The organism is Mucilaginibacter terrigena, from assembly GCF_004168255.1.
Classification (GTDB): domain Bacteria; phylum Bacteroidota; class Bacteroidia; order Sphingobacteriales; family Sphingobacteriaceae; genus Mucilaginibacter; species Mucilaginibacter terrigena.
On record NZ_SEWG01000003.1, the window covers coordinates 230,576 to 251,657 of the forward strand.

The 21,082-nt window shown below is 42.6% G+C and carries 32 protein-coding genes; 24 read left to right on the top strand and 8 right to left on the bottom strand.

Features of this window, described 5'->3' with window-relative positions:
• Nucleotides 1–4: 4 nt before the first annotated feature.
• The 4 genes from porD to EWM62_RS08200 form a co-directional block, all read right to left on the bottom strand.
• Nucleotides 5–901, bottom strand: a complete 897-nt coding sequence (gene porD / locus EWM62_RS08185; RefSeq protein ID WP_129876181.1) for a type IX secretion system protein PorD — start codon at nt 899–901, stop codon at nt 5–7.
• Nucleotides 898–2,100 (bottom strand): bifunctional phosphopantothenoylcysteine decarboxylase/phosphopantothenate--cysteine ligase CoaBC, encoded by a 1,203-nt coding sequence (gene coaBC / locus EWM62_RS08190; RefSeq protein ID WP_129876182.1) that lies wholly within the window; start codon nt 2,098–2,100, stop codon nt 898–900. The genes porD and coaBC overlap by 4 nt, the downstream gene beginning before the upstream one ends.
• 145 nt (nt 2,101–2,245) lie before the next feature.
• Nucleotides 2,246–2,590, bottom strand: a complete 345-nt coding sequence (locus tag EWM62_RS08195) for a DNA-directed RNA polymerase subunit omega (RefSeq protein ID WP_129876183.1) — start codon at nt 2,588–2,590, stop codon at nt 2,246–2,248.
• Between the two features lie 14 nt (nt 2,591–2,604).
• Nucleotides 2,605–3,534, bottom strand: a complete 930-nt coding sequence (locus EWM62_RS08200) for an outer membrane protein assembly factor BamD (RefSeq protein WP_129876184.1) — start codon at nt 3,532–3,534, stop codon at nt 2,605–2,607.
• A 731-nt stretch (nt 3,535–4,265) separates the two neighbouring features.
• Here EWM62_RS08200 and rpsL point away from each other — a divergent pair.
• The 6 genes from rpsL (at nt 4,266) to EWM62_RS08230 (ending at nt 8,364) form a co-directional block, all read left to right on the top strand.
• A complete protein-coding gene (gene rpsL, locus EWM62_RS08205; protein ID WP_002993550.1) occupies nt 4,266–4,679 on the top strand; it encodes a 30S ribosomal protein S12 in 414 nt (137 codons plus the stop codon).
• 19 nt (nt 4,680–4,698) lie between these two features.
• Nucleotides 4,699–5,166 (top strand): 30S ribosomal protein S7, encoded by a 468-nt coding sequence (gene rpsG, locus EWM62_RS08210; protein WP_129876185.1) that lies wholly within the window; start codon nt 4,699–4,701, stop codon nt 5,164–5,166.
• Between the two features lie 83 nt (nt 5,167–5,249).
• Nucleotides 5,250–7,361, top strand: coding sequence for an elongation factor G (gene fusA / locus EWM62_RS08215; RefSeq protein WP_129876186.1), 2,112 nt, complete (start codon nt 5,250–5,252; stop codon nt 7,359–7,361).
• 115 nt (nt 7,362–7,476) lie between these two features.
• The gene (gene rpsJ, locus EWM62_RS08220) at nt 7,477–7,782 is read left to right on the top strand and encodes a 30S ribosomal protein S10 (protein WP_022830652.1); all 306 of its coding nucleotides are present in this window, start codon (nt 7,477–7,479) and stop codon (nt 7,780–7,782) included.
• An 85-nt stretch (nt 7,783–7,867) separates the two neighbouring features.
• Complete coding sequence (locus tag EWM62_RS08225; protein ID WP_129876187.1) at nt 7,868–8,077, top strand: hypothetical protein; 210 nt, start codon at nt 7,868–7,870, stop codon at nt 8,075–8,077.
• A complete protein-coding gene (locus EWM62_RS08230) occupies nt 8,077–8,364 on the top strand; it encodes a type II toxin-antitoxin system RelE/ParE family toxin (protein ID WP_129876188.1) in 288 nt (95 codons plus the stop codon). The genes EWM62_RS08225 and EWM62_RS08230 overlap by 1 nt, the downstream gene beginning before the upstream one ends.
• A gap of 58 nt (nt 8,365–8,422) precedes the next feature.
• On the opposite strand, the gene EWM62_RS08235 is transcribed toward EWM62_RS08230, so the two are convergent.
• From EWM62_RS08235 to EWM62_RS08250, 4 genes are all read right to left on the bottom strand, one after another.
• The gene (locus tag EWM62_RS08235) at nt 8,423–8,833 is read right to left on the bottom strand and encodes a VOC family protein (protein WP_129876189.1); all 411 of its coding nucleotides are present in this window, start codon (nt 8,831–8,833) and stop codon (nt 8,423–8,425) included.
• A 107-nt stretch (nt 8,834–8,940) separates the two neighbouring features.
• Nucleotides 8,941–9,441: an EVE domain-containing protein gene (locus EWM62_RS08240; protein ID WP_129876190.1), complete on the bottom strand. Its 501-nt coding sequence runs from the start codon at nt 9,439–9,441 to the stop codon at nt 8,941–8,943.
• A 36-nt stretch (nt 9,442–9,477) separates the two neighbouring features.
• Nucleotides 9,478–10,233: a hypothetical protein gene (locus EWM62_RS08245; RefSeq protein ID WP_129876191.1), complete on the bottom strand. Its 756-nt coding sequence runs from the start codon at nt 10,231–10,233 to the stop codon at nt 9,478–9,480.
• Between the two features lie 45 nt (nt 10,234–10,278).
• Nucleotides 10,279–11,046 (bottom strand): DUF3667 domain-containing protein, encoded by a 768-nt coding sequence (locus tag EWM62_RS08250; RefSeq protein WP_129876192.1) that lies wholly within the window; start codon nt 11,044–11,046, stop codon nt 10,279–10,281.
• Nucleotides 11,047–11,144: 98 nt separating this feature from the next.
• On the opposite strand from EWM62_RS08250, the gene EWM62_RS08255 reads away from it, so the two are divergent.
• The 18 genes from EWM62_RS08255 to rplR all read left to right on the top strand — a co-directional run bounded on the left by EWM62_RS08255 (nt 11,145) and on the right by rplR (nt 21,081).
• Nucleotides 11,145–12,404 carry a prephenate dehydrogenase gene (locus EWM62_RS08255; protein WP_129876193.1) on the top strand — a complete coding sequence of 420 codons (1,260 nt, stop codon included), beginning with the start codon at nt 11,145–11,147 and terminating at the stop codon, nt 12,402–12,404.
• A gap of 491 nt (nt 12,405–12,895) precedes the next feature.
• On the top strand, nt 12,896–13,513 hold the full coding sequence (gene rplC, locus EWM62_RS08260) for a 50S ribosomal protein L3 (RefSeq protein WP_129876531.1): 618 nt from the start codon (nt 12,896–12,898) through the stop codon (nt 13,511–13,513).
• Nucleotide 13,514: 1 nt separating this feature from the next.
• A complete protein-coding gene (gene rplD, locus EWM62_RS08265; RefSeq protein WP_129876194.1) occupies nt 13,515–14,147 on the top strand; it encodes a 50S ribosomal protein L4 in 633 nt (210 codons plus the stop codon).
• A gap of 1 nt (nt 14,148) precedes the next feature.
• Nucleotides 14,149–14,439 carry a 50S ribosomal protein L23 gene (gene rplW, locus EWM62_RS08270; RefSeq protein WP_121245911.1) on the top strand — a complete coding sequence of 97 codons (291 nt, stop codon included), beginning with the start codon at nt 14,149–14,151 and terminating at the stop codon, nt 14,437–14,439.
• A gap of 8 nt (nt 14,440–14,447) precedes the next feature.
• Nucleotides 14,448–15,275, top strand: coding sequence for a 50S ribosomal protein L2 (gene rplB / locus EWM62_RS08275; protein WP_129876195.1), 828 nt, complete (start codon nt 14,448–14,450; stop codon nt 15,273–15,275).
• 2 nt (nt 15,276–15,277) lie between these two features.
• Entirely contained in the window at nt 15,278–15,544 is a 267-nt protein-coding gene (gene rpsS, locus EWM62_RS08280) for a 30S ribosomal protein S19 (protein ID WP_067059750.1), read from the top strand.
• A 3-nt stretch (nt 15,545–15,547) separates the two neighbouring features.
• Complete coding sequence (gene rplV / locus EWM62_RS08285) at nt 15,548–15,976, top strand: 50S ribosomal protein L22 (RefSeq protein ID WP_067059749.1); 429 nt, start codon at nt 15,548–15,550, stop codon at nt 15,974–15,976.
• Nucleotides 15,977–15,982: 6 nt separating this feature from the next.
• Nucleotides 15,983–16,870, top strand: coding sequence for a 30S ribosomal protein S3 (gene rpsC / locus EWM62_RS08290; RefSeq protein ID WP_129876196.1), 888 nt, complete (start codon nt 15,983–15,985; stop codon nt 16,868–16,870).
• Nucleotides 16,871–17,038: 168 nt separating this feature from the next.
• Nucleotides 17,039–17,461 carry a 50S ribosomal protein L16 gene (gene rplP / locus EWM62_RS08295; protein ID WP_129876197.1) on the top strand — a complete coding sequence of 141 codons (423 nt, stop codon included), beginning with the start codon at nt 17,039–17,041 and terminating at the stop codon, nt 17,459–17,461.
• Nucleotides 17,462–17,570: 109 nt separating this feature from the next.
• The gene (gene rpmC / locus EWM62_RS08300) at nt 17,571–17,780 is read left to right on the top strand and encodes a 50S ribosomal protein L29 (RefSeq protein WP_129876198.1); all 210 of its coding nucleotides are present in this window, start codon (nt 17,571–17,573) and stop codon (nt 17,778–17,780) included.
• A gap of 20 nt (nt 17,781–17,800) precedes the next feature.
• Nucleotides 17,801–18,055 (top strand): 30S ribosomal protein S17, encoded by a 255-nt coding sequence (rpsQ, locus tag EWM62_RS08305; protein WP_129876199.1) that lies wholly within the window; start codon nt 17,801–17,803, stop codon nt 18,053–18,055.
• Between the two features lies 1 nt (nt 18,056).
• Complete coding sequence (gene rplN, locus EWM62_RS08310; protein ID WP_073405786.1) at nt 18,057–18,425, top strand: 50S ribosomal protein L14; 369 nt, start codon at nt 18,057–18,059, stop codon at nt 18,423–18,425.
• A 1-nt stretch (nt 18,426) separates the two neighbouring features.
• Nucleotides 18,427–18,768: a 50S ribosomal protein L24 gene (gene rplX, locus EWM62_RS08315; RefSeq protein WP_129876200.1), complete on the top strand. Its 342-nt coding sequence runs from the start codon at nt 18,427–18,429 to the stop codon at nt 18,766–18,768.
• Entirely contained in the window at nt 18,768–19,337 is a 570-nt protein-coding gene (gene rplE, locus EWM62_RS08320) for a 50S ribosomal protein L5 (protein ID WP_129876201.1), read from the top strand. Before rplX ends, rplE begins: the two co-directional genes overlap by 1 nt.
• Nucleotides 19,330–19,599, top strand: coding sequence for a 30S ribosomal protein S14 (gene rpsN, locus EWM62_RS08325; protein WP_067059741.1), 270 nt, complete (start codon nt 19,330–19,332; stop codon nt 19,597–19,599). Before rplE ends, rpsN begins: the two co-directional genes overlap by 8 nt.
• A 155-nt stretch (nt 19,600–19,754) precedes the next feature.
• Nucleotides 19,755–20,153, top strand: a complete 399-nt coding sequence (gene rpsH, locus EWM62_RS08330) for a 30S ribosomal protein S8 (RefSeq protein ID WP_129876202.1) — start codon at nt 19,755–19,757, stop codon at nt 20,151–20,153.
• Between the two features lie 17 nt (nt 20,154–20,170).
• Nucleotides 20,171–20,728: a 50S ribosomal protein L6 gene (rplF, locus tag EWM62_RS08335; protein WP_129876203.1), complete on the top strand. Its 558-nt coding sequence runs from the start codon at nt 20,171–20,173 to the stop codon at nt 20,726–20,728.
• Nucleotides 20,729–20,733: 5 nt separating this feature from the next.
• Nucleotides 20,734–21,081: a 50S ribosomal protein L18 gene (gene rplR / locus EWM62_RS08340; RefSeq protein WP_129876204.1), complete on the top strand. Its 348-nt coding sequence runs from the start codon at nt 20,734–20,736 to the stop codon at nt 21,079–21,081.
• Nucleotide 21,082: the final 1 nt, after the last annotated feature.

Below are 21,082 nucleotides of genomic sequence, written 5' to 3' on the forward strand. Positions count from 1 at the left end.
CTAACTATTTCCCTTTAAGCGATTGGTATTTACCCCCGTTAGCCGGGTCGGCTGCCGAGAGGGTGTTCATAGCCTGCATCCTGTCCTGCGGCGAAGCATTGCTGAAGATGGAAACAAACTCGGCATTTTTAGCTGTAAAAAAAGCAAGCGGAAAATATGAGCCCAGCCGTTTACGATCTACCTGGCTCAATACAGGTAGTATGCTGCTGATATACTTGCGGCCTTTTGAAGGGTTATCAGCCATTATATCCAAGCCATTGCGGTGGTAGTTATAAATAAACTCGCGCAGGTTGTTGTAAAGCTTGTTATTTAAATTCTCTACCAGCCAGTAGCGGTTGGTGTTACTGTCAAAAGCCTTCCAGCCTTTAAACGAGGTGGTTTGCGCGTTGATGGAAATGGTTTGCGCATTCAGAAAATACTGGGTGCCACCATATTTCGAGAACGAATCGTAATCCATCCCCACAATAATATAGGCGTAAAATGCCATTACCGAGCTTAGGTTACTTTGAAAATTCTGGTCGCTGTAGTCGATGGTTTGGCCCTCGGTATAGGTAAAATCAAAATCCTTATCGTTGATATTTAGCAGGGTGGTGCCGTAGGTTGAGTTAAACACCGGCCTTGACGATTGTACCTGCAATTCGCCGCTAAAGTTACTGCTGCCATCCCAGGAGGTAATGTTCAACACAAAATTACAATCGATACGTTCCTGCGGGGCGATGTCATCGGCGCTCCATTTGCGCCCGTTTAAAAAGTCTTTCATCGCGGTTTCCAAAGTTTGCAGGGCGCGCTTATTGGTAACCTGTATTTTTGGGGCAACAACCTTTACACGTGCATTCAGGTCCTGGGCCTGCACGGCGCAGCAGGTAAAAAACAACACGGAAAAAGTTATATATCTTTTCATTTTTTTAGCAGTTCAATCAGCTTAATACAAATATCGTGCGCTACCTCGGCTTTGTTTTTAAGGTCGAAGGTAGTTTTATGCAATTGGCGATCAATGAGTGTTATCTTATTTGTATCACCCTTAAACCCCGCACCCGCATCGTTCAACGAATTTAGCACAATTAAATCCAAATTTTTCTTTTCCAGTTTTTCTATCGCGTATTGCTCCTCGTTCTGGGTTTCCAGGGCAAAACCAACCAATACCTGGCCATCGCGTTTTTGCCCGCCGAGGGTTTTTAATATGTCGGTAGTTTTCTTCAGCTCGATATTAAGGCCGTCGTCGTGCTTTTTTATTTTTTGTGCCGATACGGTAGCCGGGGTATAGTCGGCAACAGCCGCGCACATTACACAGGCGTTGGCAGCGGGGAAGTAAGTTAAACACTCCTGCAGCATATCTGCCGCGCTGGTAACATTTATCCGTTTTATGCTTTTATATTTACTAATCTGCGCCGTTGGCCCTGCTATCAGTGTAACATCCGCGCCCAGCGAAGCCAGTTCATCCGCCAAGGCAAATCCCATTTTGCCTGATGAATGATTACCTATAAAACGTACCGGGTCAATAGCCTCGTAGGTTGGCCCCGCAGTAACTAATAGCTGTTTGCCAAACAAAGGCAGTTTCTTTTTGATGTCATCGGTAAGAAAAGCTACTATCTCTTCTGGTTCGGCCATGCGGCCTTCGCCATGCAGGCCGCTTGCAAGTTCGCCGCTGCCCGGCGGCATCAGTATATTTCCGAAGCTTTGAAGATCAGTAATGTTTTGCTGGGTGGTTTCGTGTTTCCACATATCAAGGTCCATTGCAGGCGCAAAATACACCGGGCACTTGGCCGACAGGTACACAGCAGTAAGCAGGTTATCAACCAAACCTGTGGCCATTTTGGCCATAGTGTTAGCGCTTGCCGGCGCTATGATCATGGCATCGCCCCAAAGGCCAAGCTCTACATGGTTGTTCCATTCGCCGGTTTCGGGCTTAAAATAGTCGGAATATACAGGACGCTTAGATAGGGTGGATAAGGTAAGCGGGGTAATAAAGTTGGTAGCATCGGGTGTCATTACTACCTGCACCTGGGCACCGGCTTTAACCAATAGCCTCACCAGCGTTGCCGATTTATAAGCCGCAATACTGCCGCAAACCCCTAAAATTATCTTTTTACCCTCAAGCATATAACCCCCTAACCCCCTGAAGGGGTGAACGATGATCCAAATATATAAATAACCTAACGTTATTAAACAAACAAAGCCCTTCTCGGTACAGAGAAGGGCTATATCTTTCCAGCTCCTCCGTTAGCTAACGGAGGCCGGGGGGCTACTACAGTTCCCTTGCTTCTTTAGCCGGGTTGCGGTAGTAAATTTTGTTATCTAAAAATTCCTGAACGGCTACCAAAGTAGGTTTAGGTAATTTTTCGTAGTATTTTGATATCTCTATCTGCTCGCGGTTTTCAAATACCTCTTCCAGGTTATCATTAGCCGATGCAAATTCAGAAAGCTTTTGGTGTAACTCTTCTTTTATATTGTTCGAGATCTGGTTTGCCCTTTTTGACATAATTACCAACGACTCGTATATATTGTCGGTTTTCACATCCAGTTCACGCAGGTCACGGGTAACTGTGCTGCTGGCAATAGCCGGTTTGTTAGTTGGGTTGTTAACGTTCATGTCTTTATTTATTATTAATATGGTATTTTCTGATTATCCCTGTCCTTAATTGAGGGTGGCTGCGAAGTTACAGTATCTTTCTTAGCAATTTTCTCGGCCAGTTTTGGATTGGCATTTAATTCGGCCATAAATTTTTTAGCCTTAATGATGCCTTCCTGGCTGTCTTTTTTATAGTCGGCGGCCTCTTTTAAGAATTTACTTGAAGGGTATTTCTCGGTAAACTCATCAGCATAAGCTATGGTTTGGTTAAAACGATCTTCCTGCCTGTTTTCGCGGCTAACCCTTGAGTATTCGTATTGTGCACGTATGGTTAAAAACTCCAGTTCTTCGGCATATTTAGTATCGGGGTAATCGCGCAGGGTGTTGCCAAACGCAATAACTGCCGATTGATAATCGCCTATGGTTAAATATAGCTTAGAGTTAGCGTAGGATTTTTGCTCCAGCTTATCGCGCAGGTTCTGTATCAGTTTGCTTGCCTCGGTAACGCGGTCGCTTTTTGGGTAAAGGTTAATAAACAACTGTAACGATTCGATAGCCTTGGTGGTGTTTTCCTGATCTAAAGAGTAAATAGGCGAATCCAGGTAATAGCAATATGCAGCAATAAAACGGCACTCCTCGGCACGCGGGCTCGAAGGGTAGGTATCTGCAAATGTTTTAAAATGGAACCTTGCTGATGTATAATCCTTAAGCTTATAGTTTGTGTAAGCGTAATAGTAAAATAAGTCTTCAGCTTCGGCACGGCCGCGGTAACGGGTTACCAGGTCTTCAAATAAACCAAGGGCTTTCGAGTAATCTTTTTTGTTATAAAACTTTACCGCTTCCTGGTATTTTTTAGCGTTATCGTTACTTGCTTTTAACTTTTCGTATTTGCTTTTACAACTGCCAAGCGTAACAATAAGCAGGAACATTACGCCCGAAAATATGAGTAGTTGTTTTTTAAACATTTTGCAAAGATAGTTGAATATTATAAATCAGTCAATTATTTATTTAGTAGACGAATATATAACGGTAAAACCGCACCTTATATATATAGGTATAGTATTTAACATCTTTTAACGTATGGATAGAGGGTAAATGTGCAGCTTATCAGGATTTACAACTTTTTAAAAGTTGTAAATTTTTTCCTTCGTAAGTACAGATATGTTCACGTTCACGATACACATACAACGTGAACAAAACATGAACATCTTATAATCAGGCATTTATAAATATATTACTGACAAAATAACGTCACCATATGTTTTGGAATAATTGCTATGCAGATACTTGGTGAATATATTTAATTAAAGGACGGGTTTTTTTGTTACTTTAAATTTCTACAGAGAGGCAGGTCTGATAGGCCACAGGCCTTGCCAACTAAACCCGATTGCAGCGGATACCGGCCCTGCGCCTAAAGCCTGTGCAGTATTAGCGTAAAGCGGGGCTGGCGGGAGATAGAAGCCCTATATTTGCTTTTCAAAAATTTAGCCTAACGTCCTACGAGATTGCCGCGCTATCGCTCGCAATGACATGATTTATAAATATTAAGTTAAATTTTGCCCATCCTGCCCAGTTCTTCCACTCAATCAATCCATTACAAAAATCTTTTTCTCCCAAGCCCTTGAAAATCAAAAAATAGTGCCTACCTTTGCAGTCCTTAAAATAAGGATAAAACTGTAAATACAAAAAAGGAAAAATGCCTACTATTCAGCAATTAGTTAGAAAAGGTAGAGTAGCTCTGGTTGACAAGAGTAAGTCGCCAGCGTTGGACAGCTGTCCACAGCGAAGAGGCGTGTGCACCCGTGTGTACACCACTACCCCTAAAAAACCAAACTCAGCAATGCGTAAAGTTGCACGTGTGCGCCTTACAAATGGTAAAGAAGTTAACGCCTACATCCCTGGTGAAGGCCACAACTTACAGGAACACTCTATTGTGTTGATCCGCGGTGGTCGTGTTAAAGACTTACCCGGTGTACGTTACCACATCATCCGTGGTGCGTTAGATACTTCGGGCGTAGCCGGTCGTAACCAACGTCGTTCAAAATATGGAACCAAGCGCCCTAAACCAGGACAAGCAGCAGCGGCTCCAGCAAAAGGTAAAAAGAAATAATTAAAGGAGGATAGTAATAATGAGAAAATCAAAACCAAAAAAAAGAATCCTTCTTCCTGATCCAAAATTCAACGAAGTATTGGTAACCAGGTTTGTAAATAACATGATGTTTGACGGTAAAAAATCTACTGCTTACACCATATTCTACAATGCAATTGATATTGTTGAAAAGAAAACAAGCGAAAACGGCTTAGATAGCTGGAAAAAAGCTTTGAACAACGTAATGCCTGCTGTTGAAGTAAAAAGCCGCCGTGTTGGTGGTGCAAACTTCCAGGTGCCTACAGAAGTTCGTCCCGAGCGTAAAATTGCTTTGGGTATGAAATGGCTGATCAGCTATGCCCGTCGTCGTGGTGAAAAAACCATGATGGAGAAATTAGCAGGCGAGATCATATCTGCCGCTAAAGGTGAAGGTGCTGCTGTTAAGAAGAAAGAAGATACGCACAAAATGGCTGAAGCTAACAAGGCGTTCTCTCACTTTAGATTCTAAAAATAATTAGTGCAGGGAGCGAGGCGCGGGGAACGGGTTTTACCGGTCTTCACACCCCGCTCTCCGCTCTCAATAAAAAGAAAATGTCAAGAGATCTAAGATATACAAGAAATATAGGTATTGCCGCTCACATTGATGCCGGTAAAACCACTACTACAGAGCGTATCCTGTATTACTCGGGTGTGAGCCATAAAATAGGCGAAGTACACGAGGGTGCAGCTACAATGGACTGGATGGCACAAGAGCAGGAGCGTGGTATTACCATTACTTCGGCAGCTACTACAGTTGGTTGGAAATACAGGGGTAAAGATTACCATATTAACATTATTGATACACCGGGGCACGTGGATTTTACTGTAGAGGTAAACCGCAGCTTACGTGTACTGGATGGTTTGGTGTTCCTTTTTAGTGCGGTTGATGGTGTTGAGCCACAATCTGAAACTAACTGGAGACTGGCTAATAACTACAACGTTGCCCGTATAGGTTTCGTAAATAAAATGGACCGTAGCGGCGCCGACTTTTTAAATGTTGTAAAACAGGTAAAAAGCATGCTGGGCAGTAACGCAGTACCATTGCAGTTACCAATTGGTGCAGAAGAGAACTTTAAAGGTGTGATCGATCTGATCAACTGGAGAGGTATTGTTTGGAATGAGCATGATAAAGGTATGACCTTTACCGAAGTGCCTATCCCTGAGGATATGATCGAAGAAGCTACCGAGTGGAGAGAGAAATTGCTTGAATCTGTAGCTGATTATGATGAGACTTTGATGGAGAAATTCTTCGAAGACCCTGCTTCAATTACCGAGCGCGAAATTTTAGATGCATTGCGTAAAGCAGTGTTAGATGCTAAGATCGTACCTATGGTTTGCGGTTCATCATTCAAAAACAAAGGTGTACAAACCATGCTTGATTATGTGATGGAATTGCTTCCTTCACCTATGGATGTTGAAGGTATTATTGGTACTAACCCAGACACCGGCGAAGAGATCTTACGTAAACCATCAGAAAAAGAGCCTTTTGCAGCTTTAGCATTTAAAATTGCAACGGATCCTTTCGTAGGTCGTTTATGCTTTATCCGTGTTTACTCGGGTAACCTGGAAGCAGGATCATACATACACAATATGCGTTCTGACAATAAAGAGCGTATCTCCCGTATCTTCCAGATGCACGCTAACAAGCAAAACCCGATACCTAATGTAGGTGCCGGTGATATTGCTGCGGTAGTAGGCTTTAAGGATATTAAAACAGGTGATACCCTTTGCGACGAGAAACACCCGATCATATTGGAGTCAATGAACTTTCCTGACCCGGTTATCGGTTTAGCTATCGAGCCTAAAACACAGGCTGATGTTGATAAATTAGGTATCGCTTTAGGTAAATTATCTGAAGAGGATCCTACGTTCCACGTAAAATCTGACGAAGAAACCGGCCAAACCGTAATTAGCGGTATGGGCGAGCTTCACCTGGATATTATCATGGACCGTCTTAAACGCGAGTTTAAGGTTGAAGTTAATCAAGGTGCGCCACAGGTAGCTTTCAAAGAAGCTATTACAGGTTCGGTACAACACCGCGAAACATACAAGAAACAAACTGGTGGCCGTGGTAAATTTGCTGATATACAAGTTGTATTATCGCCAAATGATGATGGCAAAGAAGGTTTAACCTTTATCAACGAAATTTCTGGTGGTTCAATCCCCCGTGAGTTTATCCCATCTGTACAAAAAGGCTTTGAGGCTTCTTTGGCAAATGGTGTGTTGGCAGGTTATCCGCTTACCGGCTTAAAAGTACGTTTGATCGATGGTTCGTTCCACGCGGTCGATTCAGATGCGCTATCTTTCGAGTTAGCTGCTAAGATGGCTTACCGCGAGGCTTTGCCACGTTGTAAACCAGTATTGTTGGAGCCGATCATGAAAATCGAGATCTTAACCCCTGAAGAAAACATGGGTGACGTTATCGGTGACATGAACCGTCGTCGTGGCCAGCTTTTGGGTATGGACTCTCGTGCCGGTGCACAGGTAATTAAAGCTACTGTACCACTTTCAGAAATGTTTGGTTATGTAACCCAGTTACGTACCATTACATCGGGCCGTGCTACTTCAACCATGGAGTTTGATCACTATGCTGAAGCGCCACGTAACGTACAGGACGAAATTGTTGCTAAAGCCAAAGGCAGAAGAGCTGCTGGAAATAATTAAGAATTAGTGATTAGTTGATTGGTGATTAGAGATTAGTTACCAATCAACTTTTAAATAAATAAACACGGTTAAGCCTAATAAATAGCTCTTAGGATTAGCCATTAAAACAAGCAAAATGAGCCAAAGAATCAGGATCAAATTAAAATCGTACGATTACAACCTGGTAGATAAATCTGCCGAGAAGATCGTAAAAACAGTAAAGCCAACAGGCGCTGTAGTTAGCGGACCACTTCCGTTACCAACCGAAAAGAAAATTTTTACTGTTTTACGTTCACCACACGTTAACAAAAAAGCACGTGAGCAATTCCAATTATGCTCTTACAAGCGTTTATTGGATATCTACAGCTCAAACTCAAAAACTGTAGATGCGCTGATGAAGCTTGAATTGCCAAGCGGTGTTGAAGTTGAGATCAAAGTGTAACTGTACCGGAAGATCTATAATAAAAAGCCATTCTTGAAAAAGGATGGCTTTTTTGTTGCTGATACTTTTTTAAGTAAATTTGTTTATGAGCACATACATAGTAACTCCTACTCCCGACCAGGAAAAGTTAATAGCTGATTTTTTGGAAGAACAGCATATTTCTTTTATTAAAGATGAGAGTATAAATGATCTGCCTCAACATGTATTAGACGGAATAGCAAGAGGACGGGCAGAAATTGCAGCAGGAAATTTCATCACACATGAAGAATTTAAAAAAAGAATAGGTGTAGTTTAATGGTGTACACACTAAAATATTCTCCTGTAGCTTTAGAAACATTTGATGAAATATCAAGGCAGTTGGCGGACAGGTGGGGAGATAAATATGTTGCTGATTTTAAACAACGGACAGTAAAACTTATTGAGACTATCAAAGTATCACCATTTATTTATCAAGCGATGGAATCAAATTTAAATATGCGGAAAGGTTTTATTCATAAGAACTGTTCGGTCTTTTATGAGGTGGGAGAAAATACTGTAGAGATATTATTCTTTTGGGATAACAGGCAAGATCCAATAATATAAAAGCCAACCGTTAATGGTTGGCTTTTATAGTTTTTGCTTGATGTAGGTCTATAGATAATTACTGATGCTGTGGCATACCGTTTGGGTCCATCCAGGCAAATTCCCAGTGGTGGCCGTCAAGGTCTTCGTAGCTGTGCTGGTACATAAAGCCGTAGTCGGTTGCCGGTTTAGGGATCCTGGCGCCCGCCGCTTCGGCTTTGTCAACTATTTCATTTACAGCATCCTTGCTTTCGGCAGACAGGCATATGGTACATTCCTGCGCTTTGCTGGTGTCTACAATATCCTTGTTAGTAAAGCTTTGGAAGAAAGGCTCAACCAATAGCATCACATAAATGGTATCGCTGATGATCATGCAGGTTGCATTCTCGTCGGTAAATTGCGGATTAAAGGTATATCCTAATTTGGTAAAGAACGCCACTGATTTATCAAGGTCTTTAACCGGGAGGTTTACAAAAATTTGAGTTGTCATAGTTTTTTGTTGTTTTGTTTATTCAAAGGTACAGTCGCTAAATGGTATCGCAAATGTGTATAAACGACAATTTAAGGGGGTATTAGCGACACGGAAGGAGAATAAAGTTATAATTCGCCATAATAGGTATTACTCAAAAAATCCAGCCAAACACCCTCCACCTCATCAATTAGGTGCGGCCTTATGGATATACCCGATGCCTGCGGCGACCAGTTCTGTTCGGCAAGGTTACCGGTTTTCAGAATATCGAAAGTGAGGATTTGCTCCGTATTGGGGTTTAGCAATACATCAAAGCCGATATTAATACGGTGGTAGATGCGCCCTCTACGGGATGCCAGGTAAGGCTCGGATGTGATAAACCCCGATGCGAAGATCCCTTTTGGTTCGGTACCAAGGCGTACAACATAGGCCCTGTCGCCGGGCTTGATGGTTTTATGGCTGGCAACACTCCAGTTCTCTTCAAACTTCCCGGTTGTTTTCAGCGTTTCTATATCGTCGACAATATCGGCCCACGCAAACTTAGTGGGGTTCCATCCAAATAAAAAAGCTTTGTCCCCTAACCCCCGTTGGTTAACGGGGGAACTATTTTTGGGTATAACTTGTGCCATATTTTTTTTAACTCCCGCTTTAGGGGGCTGAGGGGCTTATCCTTTACCCATTAACTCATCGTTCTTGTTACGTTCGGTTTGCAGTTCGCGGGCCAGTTTCTTTTCTTTTTCGTTGGCTTTGCTTTTGTAGATTTTGTATTCCTCTTCCAGCTCGTTATAGAGCTTAATGCGGTAATTAGCCTCGCGGCTGTGGCTGCCCGAGCGGGCTATAACAATAACAGCAATAGCGCCAAAGCCAATTACCAGTCCCCACATAATCAAATTATAGGTAGATTTTGATAGCGGTATGCCCAGCAGACTCACCTCGTCAACCTTTGCCTTTGACTCGGCCAGGGTTTGGTCTTTTGTGATTGAGGCAGCTTTTAGTGTGTCAATAGTTTTGGTTTGCGCCGCAAGCGTGGCCTGCGCAGCTTTTAACTGTTTGCGGGTTTGGCTTAAGGTATCGCTGTAGTTTTTAAATAACGCCGCTACCAGGGGCTGTTGATAATTATAAACTTTGGTTAACAAATACTGATACTGCCCGCGAAGGCTTTTATCAACAGGGGTGGCAGGTTGTACCGGGGCATGTAAGGGGGGCGTAGTAGCACCTGGTGTTTGTACAGCAGCAGTTACAGGTTTTTTATATGGAACATATTTTTTAGCAGCATACGGGTTTGGCTTTACGGCAACAGATTTTACTGTTACCTGCTTCACTGCTGCTTTTTTTGTTGAATCTTGTGCATAGCTAAAACCGGCTATGCTTAAAATAAGTAAAGTGATGGTAAATGTTCGTAATTTGAAAAGCTTCATCATATCAATATAGGTTCGGGGGATTATAGGATCGGTACGCTTTATTGCTTAAACGTAAAAATTTAATTTAAAGTTTGTATTAAAAGTTTGTATTAATTGTGTGGCATAAAAAATTTGATGAACAACTCCATCGCTGCGCGCGATATGGCAAAAACAGATAACAGACGATAACAGCGTGCGCAGTATCACCGATGCCCTGCCTTCGTCATTGAATAAATTAAGATAGGTAAGTACATTATATAATAACACAATCACTATCTCGATATACCCCGTTTCAAAAGCACCGAATATCAGTTTAAAAAAGTTTGCAATACATATAAACATAAACAGCATAGATGTATTGTAAAGCAATATCACCAGGTACTCGGCAAAATTGTAGCGTTTACTAAATACCAGGTAAGCCACAAACGAATAAGCCGGTACCAGGCACATTTGCAGTAAAACAAAATAATGCTGGTAGTAATGGCCCTCTGCCTCATCGCCCGACGCATGTATCGCCAGCACCCCTCTGTTTATCCAGTACAAAGCCAGCGCGGTAATGGTGCCGCATAAAAAAAACATCGAGAAGGGTTTTTGGTACAAGCTGCGCCGGCCGGCAATGTATTCTTCCTGCATGTAACCCGGCTTTAGCATCAGCTGCTTTAAAGTATAGCCAAAGCCCTTGTCAAAATGGGTAAACAGGTGCCATACTTCGTGCAGCATGTGCTTAAGCGTAATGCGGTGCGTGTGGTATAGTTCGCCGCAGGCGTGGCAATAATTACCGCTTCCTTCTGCGCCGCAGGCTTTACAAGTAGTAAGGTTTGCAGTTATATCCATTCAAATGCTTTTCTTTTTTAAATGTATAAAAAAGTTGTTAAGCACATATAATAAGGTGTAATTATCAAAAGCATATATTAGCCTTTTTAATTTATACTATGCGGATAGGTATTATAGGTTTGGGCGATATGGGTAAATTGTATGCCAAAGCTTTTTCAAAGGCGGGTTATACTGTTTGCGGCTGCGATATGCCTGATAACCGGGAGAAACTGGAGAACGAGCTTAACCCTTTAGGCATAACCCTGATGGACGATGGCAAAGATGTAGCCCGCGTAAGCGACCTTATTATATACTCTGTTGAAGCCGATAAGCTGGAGCAGGTGGTTGCCCAGTACGGCCCCGCCACCAAGTACGGCGCCATTGTGGCCGGACAAACATCAGTTAAGCACCCCGAGATAGCCATTTTTGAAAAGTACCTGCCTGCCGATGCGCAGATCATCACCTTCCACGCTATGCACGGGCCGGGCTTTGAGCCTAAAGGGCAAAAGCTGATACTCATTAACCATCGCAGCGAGCCGGGTGCCTACAAGCGCATGTACGACCTGTTTACTGCCCTGCAAACCGACATTGTTGAGATAAAGGATTACCACGAGCACGATAAAATTGTGGCCGATACACAAGCCGTAACCCACGTAGGTTTCGAGAGCATGGGCACGGCCTGGAAATCGGCCGGGTTTTTTCCCTGGGAGAACGCCTCTTATATTGGCGGGATAGATAATGTAAAGATCCTGACCACCCTGCGTATCTTCAGCTATAAGGCACACGTTTATGCCGGGCTGGCTATCCTGAACCCTTATGCCCGCCAGCAGGTAAAACGCTATGCCGAATCGGAGTCGGAGTTGTTTAAGCTGATGATAAAGGAAGAAGAGCAGGAGTTTAGGAACCGCCTTTACCGCGCCCGCGATTTTGTTTTCCACGAAAGCCGTAAGCCTATTATGTTTAACGATGCCGTAATGCGCGAGTTTTCGCTGGCGCGCGATGCCGGGCACCAAAAACCAAACTCGCACCTGAGCATATTAAGCATGGTTGATGCCTGGTACCACCTTGGCGTAAACCCTTACGATAACCTCATCTGCCAAACCCCGCCGTTCCGCCTGCGTTTGGGGATAGCCGAATACCTGTTCAAGAACGAGGAGTTATTGGAGGAATCTATCGAAACCGCCCTTTATGATAAAACCATCCGTGGCGACGATCTGGAATTTCACTCAGCCGTACGGGAGTGGAGCGCCATCATAGGCTACGGCGATATGGAAGGCTACAAGAAGCACTTTAACGAGGTACAGGCCTTCTTTCAAGGGCGGTTGGAAGAAGGTAACAAGCAAAGCGCCGAGTTGATACGGCGGCTGATGATGGGGTAGGTCCGTTGTTTGTCATTCTGAGCATCGCGAAGGATCTACTGGCGAACTTGCATGTTCGATTTGCATGTCGGCGATTAGATGCTTCACTATCGTTCAGCATGACAAACGGATTATTTGCGTTAAGGATTGAAGGGGGGATACCCTCCGTTGGCTAACAGATAAGGCCTTACGCAGTATGATCTGTTGGCTAACGGACCGGCTGCAGGCAACTCCCATAAATCATAAGTAACAATCAGAAAAAGCTCCCGGCGCATATGTATAAATCTTATATGTGCTAAATTACTTAAAACACATCTGTAAATCATCTTTCTTCTCCCTGTCCATCCCGCACAAAACCAACCATTTTCCTTTACCAAACATTTATTTAAAAATAACTGACTAACTATTTGAAAATTAATGTAAAGTTTCTATCTTTGCCGTCCCTTAAGGGGGAAATAATATGCCTTGAACGAAGCCCTACTGCTTCGATGGGCACAAATAAAATAAAGAAAATGTCAGGAATTATTGGTAAAAAAGTAGGAATGACCAGCATTTTCGATGAAGCAGGGAAAAACATTCCTTGTACTGTAATCGAAGCTGGCCCTTGCGTAGTAACCCAGATCAGGTCTGTAGAAACAGACGGATATGCAGCTGTACAGTTAGCATATGGCGAGAAGAAGGAAAAAAACACCTCTGGCCCGTTAAAAGGCCATTTCCAAAAAGCCGGTACCACTCCAAAACGTAAATTAGTTGAATTTAAAACTTTCGAAGACGAAAAAGCTCTTGGTGACACTGTTACCGTTGAGATTTTTGCCGCCGGCGATTACGTTGATGTAGTAGGTACTTCAAAAGGTAAAGGATTTCAGGGTGTTGTAAAGCGTCACGGTTTTGGTGGTGTGGGTATGCAAACTCACGGTCAGCACAATCGTTTACGTGCCCCAGGTTCATTAGGAGCCTCGTCATGGCCTTCGCGTGTATTCAAAGGTATGCGTATGGCCGGTCAAATGGGTAACGTTCGTGTTAAAGTGCAAAACCTTGAAGTGGTTAAAGTATTTGCCGAGCAAAACTTAATCGTAGTTAAAGGTTCAATCCCCGGAGCTAAGGGTTCATTCGTAATAGTGGATAAATAAGATGGAAATCAACGTATTAAATCTATCAGGTAAAGAAACAGGTGCCAAGGTGCAGCTGCCTGAGTCCGTATTCGGAGTAGAGCCTAACGATCATGCTATTTACTTAGATGTAAAGCAGTTCTTAGCTAACCAACGCCAGGGTACGCACAAATCAAAACAACGTAATGAAATTGCAGGTAGTACCCGCAAATTACATAAACAAAAAGGTACAGGCGGCGCCCGTGCAGGTAGCATCAAATCGCCATTGTTTAATGGTGGTGGCCGTGTGTTTGGCCCGCAGCCGCGCGATTACAGCTTTAAATTAAACAAAAAGCTAAAATCACTGGCCCGTGCATCTGCTTTATCATACAAAGCAAAAGATAACAACATTTTGGTATTGGAAGATTTTAGCTTTGATGCTATTAAAACCAAAACCTACATCCAAATGGAAGCCGACCTTAATGTTACTAACGATAAAACGTTATTGGTATTAGCCGGTGTTGAAAATAACAATGTTTATTTATCAAGCAGGAACCTGAAGAAAACCAAGGTTATTACCGTTGAGCAGTTAAACACTTATGATGTGTTAAACGCAGGTAAACTGATCTTAACTACAGGCGCTGTTAAAACTTTGGAGGGAGCATTAGCTAAGTAATATGGAAATTTTAAAGAAACCCTTACTTACTGAAAAAGTAGCTCAACTAACTGAGAAACTTAACCGCTACGCGTTTAAAGTTGACCACAGGGCTAACAAAATTCAGATAAAAGGCGCTATTGAGGCTATGTATGGTGTTAACGTAACAGCAGTTAACACAATGAAATACGTAGGTAAACTTAAAACCCGCAATACAAAAGCAGGTGCAGTATCTGGCCGTGCCGCTACGTATAAGAAAGCCATCATCACGCTGAAGGATGGTGAAACAATTGATTTTTACAGCAATATATAATATAAGACATGGCAGTAAAGAGATTTAAACCGGTTACACCGGGTACCCGTTTCAGAATTGACGTATCCAATTCGGATATTACAACAAACGTTCCTGAAAAGTCGTTGGTTGTAGCAGCCAATACACGTTCGGGTGGTCGTAACCACAGCGGTAAAATGACTATGCGCTACCTGGGTGGTGGCCATAAACAAGCATACAGGTTAATTGATTTTAAACGTAATAAGTTTGATATCCCGGCAAGAGTTGCAACTATTGAGTACGATCCAAACAGATCTGCACGTATAGCCCTGTTACATTTTGTTGATGGTGAAAAACGATATATGATAGCTCCGGAAGGCTTAACAGTTGGAACGGTAGTTGTATCTGGCGAGAGCGCAGCACCAGAGGTTGGTAACACCATGCCTTTGAAAAACATCCCGTTAGGTTCTATCATTCACAACATTGAGTTAAACCCTGGCCAGGGTGGTATTATTGCCCGCAGCGCCGGTACTTACGCTCAGTTATCAGCACGCGATGGTAAATATGCCATCATCAAATTGCCTTCGGGCGAAACACGTATGATACTGTCAACTTGTTTGGCAACTATCGGTACCGTTTCAAACGGCGAAAAAGCAAACGCAGTGTTAGGTAAAGCCGGCCGCAAGCGCTGGTTAGGTCGCCGTCCGAGAGTACGTGGTGTAGCCATGAACCCGGTAGATCACCCTATGGGTGGTGGTGAGGGTAGAGCCTCAGGTGGTCATCCACGTTCACGTAAAGGTTTATTAGCTAAAGGCTACAAAACCCGTGACAAGAAAAAAGGATCAGATCGTTACATCATTGAAAGAAGGAAGAAATAATAATGGCACGTTCAATTAAAAAAGGACCTTACATAGATCATAACCTGGAAAGAAAAGTTCTGACCTTGAATGATGCAAGTAAAAAATCAGTTGTAAAAACATGGTCACGTCGTTCCATGATCTCTCCTGATTTCGTTGGTCATACATTCGCAGTACACAACGGTAATAAATTTATCCCTGTGTACGTAACAGAAAACATGGTTGGTCACAAGTTGGGAGAATTTGCACCAACCCGCACATTCCGCGGTCACGCAGAAAAGAAAAAATAAGGCATGGAAGCAACAACTAAAATCAAAAAGTCTGTACTGATCAGGCAACAAAAGGAAGCGGCTAAACTCGTAGTGGGTGGCTCTTCGGTTGCTAAACTACAGAACTGTCCAACTTCACCACGCAAAATGCGTTTGGTGGTTGATCTGATCCGTGGTGAAAACGTTGAGAAAGCGTTATACATCTTAAAATTTACAAACAAGGAAGCTGCAATACGTGTAGAGAAACTTTTGTTATCAGCCATTAAAAACTGGGAAGCAAAAAATGAAGGCAAACGTGTTGAGGATAGCGCTTTATTTGTAAAAGAAGTATCAGTAGGTGGTGGCCGCCAGTTAAAAAGGTTACGCCCTGCACCACAAGGTAGAGGTTTCCGTATCCGCAAACGTTCTAACCATGTAACTCTTATTGTGGATAGTAAAAACGATAACAACTAATTTGAAATGGGACAAAAAGCACATCCAATAGGTAACAGGTTAGGGATCATCCGCGGTTGGGATTCTAATTGGTTCGGTGGAAATCACTATGCCGACAAATTAGTTGAAGACGAAAAGATCCGTAAATACTTATCAGCACGTATTAACAAAGGTGGTGTATCTAAAGTAGTTATAGAACGTACTTTAAAACGCATTACTGTAACCATACACACTGCCCGTCCGGGTATTGTAATTGGTAAAGGCGGCGCCGAGGTTGATAAGATCAAGGAAGAGTTAAAAAAATTAACAAAAAAGGATGTTCAGATCAACATCTTCGAGATAAAACGCCCTGAGCTTGATGCCCAGTTAGTTGCCGAAGGTATTGCTAAACAACTTGAAGCACGTATCTCTTTCCGTCGTGCCATGAAAACTACAATTGCTTCGACCATGAGAATGGGTGCCGAAGGGATTAAAGTGATGACATCAGGCCGTTTAGGTGGCGCTGAGATGGCACGTACCGAGCAATATAAAGAAGGAAGAATTCCATTGCACACTTTCCGTGCCGATATTGACTATGCTTTGGCAGAAGCCTTAACTACTTATGGTAAAATAGGTGTTAAAGTATGGATCTGTAAAGGTGAGGTTTACGGCAAACGCGACTTATCGCCAAACATTGGTGGTACAAGCAGCGCAAGCGGTAAAGGTGGGCGCCCAGAAGGTTCTGCAGGTTTCGGCGGCCGTGATAATGCACGTGGCGGCGAAAGAGGCGGCGAGCGCAGAGGCGACCGTAAACCAGGTGGTAACGACCGCAGAGGCGGTGGTGCACCAGGCGCGGGTAACCGCCCGGGTGGCCAGGGTAACCGCCCCGGTGGACAAGGTGGTGGTAACCGCCCAGGTGGCCCGGGAAGAAGATAATAATAACAGATGTGAGATTTGAGATGTGAGATGTGAGAAATTCATCTGTTATCATCCCCGGTCCGCAGCATATAGATAACAATTAAATAAGATAAAAGATATCTTGATAAGAGACACCGAAAGGTATAAATCTCACATCTCATATCTCGTATCTCAATACTTAAGAAAATGCTACAGCCAAAAAGAACGAAGTTCAGAAAGATGCAAAAAGGCAGGATGAAAGGTTTAGCCAGTCGTGGTACTGAGCTTTCATTCGGATCTTTCGGTATAAAATCACTCGAAGCCGCCTGGATAACCAGCCGCCAGATCGAGGCTGCACGTATTGCTGTAACACGTTTTATGAAACGTGAAGGCCAGGTGTGGATCAGGATATTTCCTGACAAGCCTGTAACCAAAAAACCAGCAGAGGTACGTATGGGTAAAGGTAAAGGTGCCCCAGAATACTGGGTAGCAGTTGTACGCCCGGGCAGGATGATATTTGAAGCAGAAGGTGTGCCTTTAGATGTTGCAAAAGAGGCGTTACGCCTTGCAGCACAAAAGCTACCGGTGCAAACCAGATTTGTAACACGTAGGGATTACGTAGAAGCATAAATAAATGGTTGAAAAGTTGTAAATGTTGAAAGGTTGTAAAGTTATTGCAGCCGCCATTAGGTAACATTAAAACATTTAAACTTTCCAACATTACAACAACAATAAGAACATGAAGAACTCAGAAATTTTAGAGCTTTCAACCGAAGAAGTGTCAGCAAGACTGAGCGAGGAAAAATCAACTCTTACAAAACTGAAATTTGCACACGCGGTTTCGGCTATTGAGAACCCAACCCGCATTACAAAAGTGCGCAAGGATATTGCTCGTTTGAATACTGAACTAACAAAACGCAAGGCGGCGTCAGCTTCTGAACAGAATTAATTTTTAAGCGTCGGAAAACAATGGAAAGAAATTTAAGAAAAACACGTACCGGCCTGGTAGTAAGCAATAAGATGGAAAAATCTATTGTTGTTGCTGTAGAGCGGAAGGTGAAGCACCCCATCTATGGTAAATTCGTAAAGAAGACTACCAAATTTATGGCTCATGACGAAGCAAACACCTGTGGTGTTGGCGATACCGTATTGATTATGGAAACCCGCCCGTTGAGCAAAAACAAAAACTGGAGATTAGTTCAAATTTTAGAGAGGGCTAAATAACATGGTACAACAGGAATCAAGATTAAATGTAGCCGATAACAGCGGTGCTAAAGAAGTTTTAGTAATACGCGTATTAGGTGGTACCGGTAAAAGATATGCTTCTATTGGCGATAAGATAGTAGTTACCGTAAAAAGCGCATTACCATCAGGTAACGTGAAAAAAGGTACAGTATCTAAAGCCGTAGTGGTTAGGACCAAGAAAGAGATCCGCAGGAAAGATGGTTCATATATCCGCTTTGACGATAACGCAGCCGTTTTGTTAAACAACCAGGATGAGCCAAGGGGCACACGTATCTTTGGCCCTGTTGCCAGAGAGTTACGTGAAAAACAATTTATGAAAATTGTATCATTAGCACCGGAGGTATTGTAATATGGAAAAGAAAAACACAAAACCAGCTAAATTAAAGATCCGCAAGGGCGATTTAGTTAAGGTAATAGCCGGTGATTCAAAAGGATCACAAGGTAAAATAGTTGAAATTATCATTGATAAAAACAGGGCTGTTGTTGAAGGTGCCAATATGGTATCTAAACACACCAAGCCTAATGCAGCCAACCCTAACGGCGGAATTGTAAAGCAGGAAGCTGCTATACACATTTCTAACCTGGCACTGGTTGAACCTTCAACAGGTAAAACAACCCGCGTTGGCCGTAAATTAAACGATGCCGGCAAATTGGTTAGAGTATCAAAAAAATCAGGGGAGGAAATTAAGTAATGACTTACGTACCAAGATTAAAATCAAAATATAAGGAAGAAATCCGCACGGCGCTTAAAGATAAGTTTGCTTATAAAAGTGTAATGCAGGTTCCTAAATTGCAGAAAATAGCTATCAACCAGGGTGTTGGCGGTGCTACTACCGATAAAAAACTTATCGAGAACACCATCAGCGAGTTAACAACCATCACTGGGCAGCAAGCGGTTTCTTCAAAATCTAAAAAGGATATCTCTAACTTCAAATTGCGTAAAGGTATGCCAATTGGCGTGCGTGTTACATTACGCGATAATACAATGTATGAGTTTTTAGACCGTTTAATTGCTGTTGCCCTGCCACGTATCCGTGACTTTAAAGGCATTAACGATAAAGGTTTTGACGGACGCGGAAACTATACCTTAGGTATATCAGAGCAGATCATATTCCCCGAGATCAATATTGACAAGATCAACAAGATCCAGGGTATGGACATTACCTTTGTAACCTCGGCAACAAACGATGTTGAAGCATTGGAGTTACTGAAACAATTTGGTTTACCATTTAAAAATCAAACACCAACTAACAATGGCTAAAGAAGGCGTAAAGGCTCGTGAAGTAAAACGTGCCAAATTAGTAGCAAAATTTGCTGAAAAAAGAGCAGCGTTAAAAGCAGCCGGCGATTACATAGGCTTAGATAAATTACCTAAGGCTTCATCACCGGTAAAATTGCACAACCGTTGCAAATTAACAGGCCGCCCGCGTGGCTACATGCGCCAGTTTGGTATATCGCGTGTTACATTCCGCGATATGGCACTGGCCGGTAAAATACCGGGTGTTAAAAAAGCAAGCTGGTAATTATCATATAATTCGTAAGCAATTAAGAATTCAAAACATACCTTAAATATGTTTTGAATTTTTCGTATTTTCGCGGCTCGAATTTTAAAAGAATTAACCGATAGAAGGTCGCCTGGGATGTTACCGGAAGGAAACCACTATCATAAACAACAATAATGAATACAGATCCAATCGCAGATTATCTTACAAGAGTAAGGAATGCTATTAAAGCCAACCATAGGGTTGTTGAAATTCCTGCATCAAATCTGAAAAAGGAAATCACTAAAGTGCTTTTCGAAAAAGGTTACATTGCTAATTACAAGTTTGAGGATAACGGTCCTCAAGGCAGCATCAAAGTTGCTTTGAAGTATCACCCGATAACTAAAATTTCTGCTATACGCAGCATTGCACGTATTAGTAAACCAGGTTTGAGGAAATACGCAGGTATGGACACCATGCCGCGTGTGTTAAATGGTTTAGGTATCGCCATCTTATCGACTTCTAAAGGTGTAATGACCGATAAAGAAGCCCGTGCACAAAATGTGGGTGGCGAAGTTTTATGCTACGTTTATTAATAGGAGGAAATTAAGCAATGTCAAGAATAGGAAAAGCACCTATTGCATTAACCGGCGGAGTTACCGTTACCGTATCAGCAGATAATGTTGTTACTGTTAAAGGCCCAAAAGGTGAATTGCAACAGGCAGTTGATAGAGATATCATCATTGAGCAAGAAGAGGGTAACTTATTAGTTAAGCGCCCGTCTGACCAGAAACGTCACAAAGCATTACACGGTTTATACCGTTCGCTTATAAACAACATGGTTGTTGGTGTAACCACCGGTTACAAAATTGAGCAGGAATTAGTTGGTGTGGGTTACCGCGCAACTAACCAGGGCAATACATTAGACCTTGTGTTGGGTTTCTCTCACCACTATGTGTTTCAATTACCATCAGAAATTAAAGTTACAACCACTGCTGAGAAGGGTAAAAACCCAACCATCATCCTGGAATCAAACGATAAACAATTGATCGGTCAGGTAGCGGCGAAAATACGCTCGTTACGTGCACCAGAGCCTTATAAAGGTAAAGGTATCAAGTTTGTTGGCGAAGTATTGAGAAGAAAAGCAGGTAAATCAGCATCTAAAAAATAATCGTCATGAAACTATCAAGAAGAGACAGGATTAAAAAAGGCATCAGAAAACGCCTTTCAGGTTCAACAGCACGCCCTCGTCTATCTGTATTCAGAAGCAACAAAGGCATCTATGCACAAATTATTGACGATGTAACAGGAAAAACCATTGTATCTGCTTCATCATTATCAAAAGATTTTGTAGCAAGCGGTACAACAAAGTCAGACCAGTCTGTAGCTGTAGGTAAATTAGTAGCCGAAAAAGCTATTGCCGCAGGTATTAAAGATGTGGTTTTTGACAGGAATGGTTACCTGTATCACGGCCGCATCAAATCGCTGGCCGAAGGTGCACGTGAGGGTGGTTTAAACTTTTAAT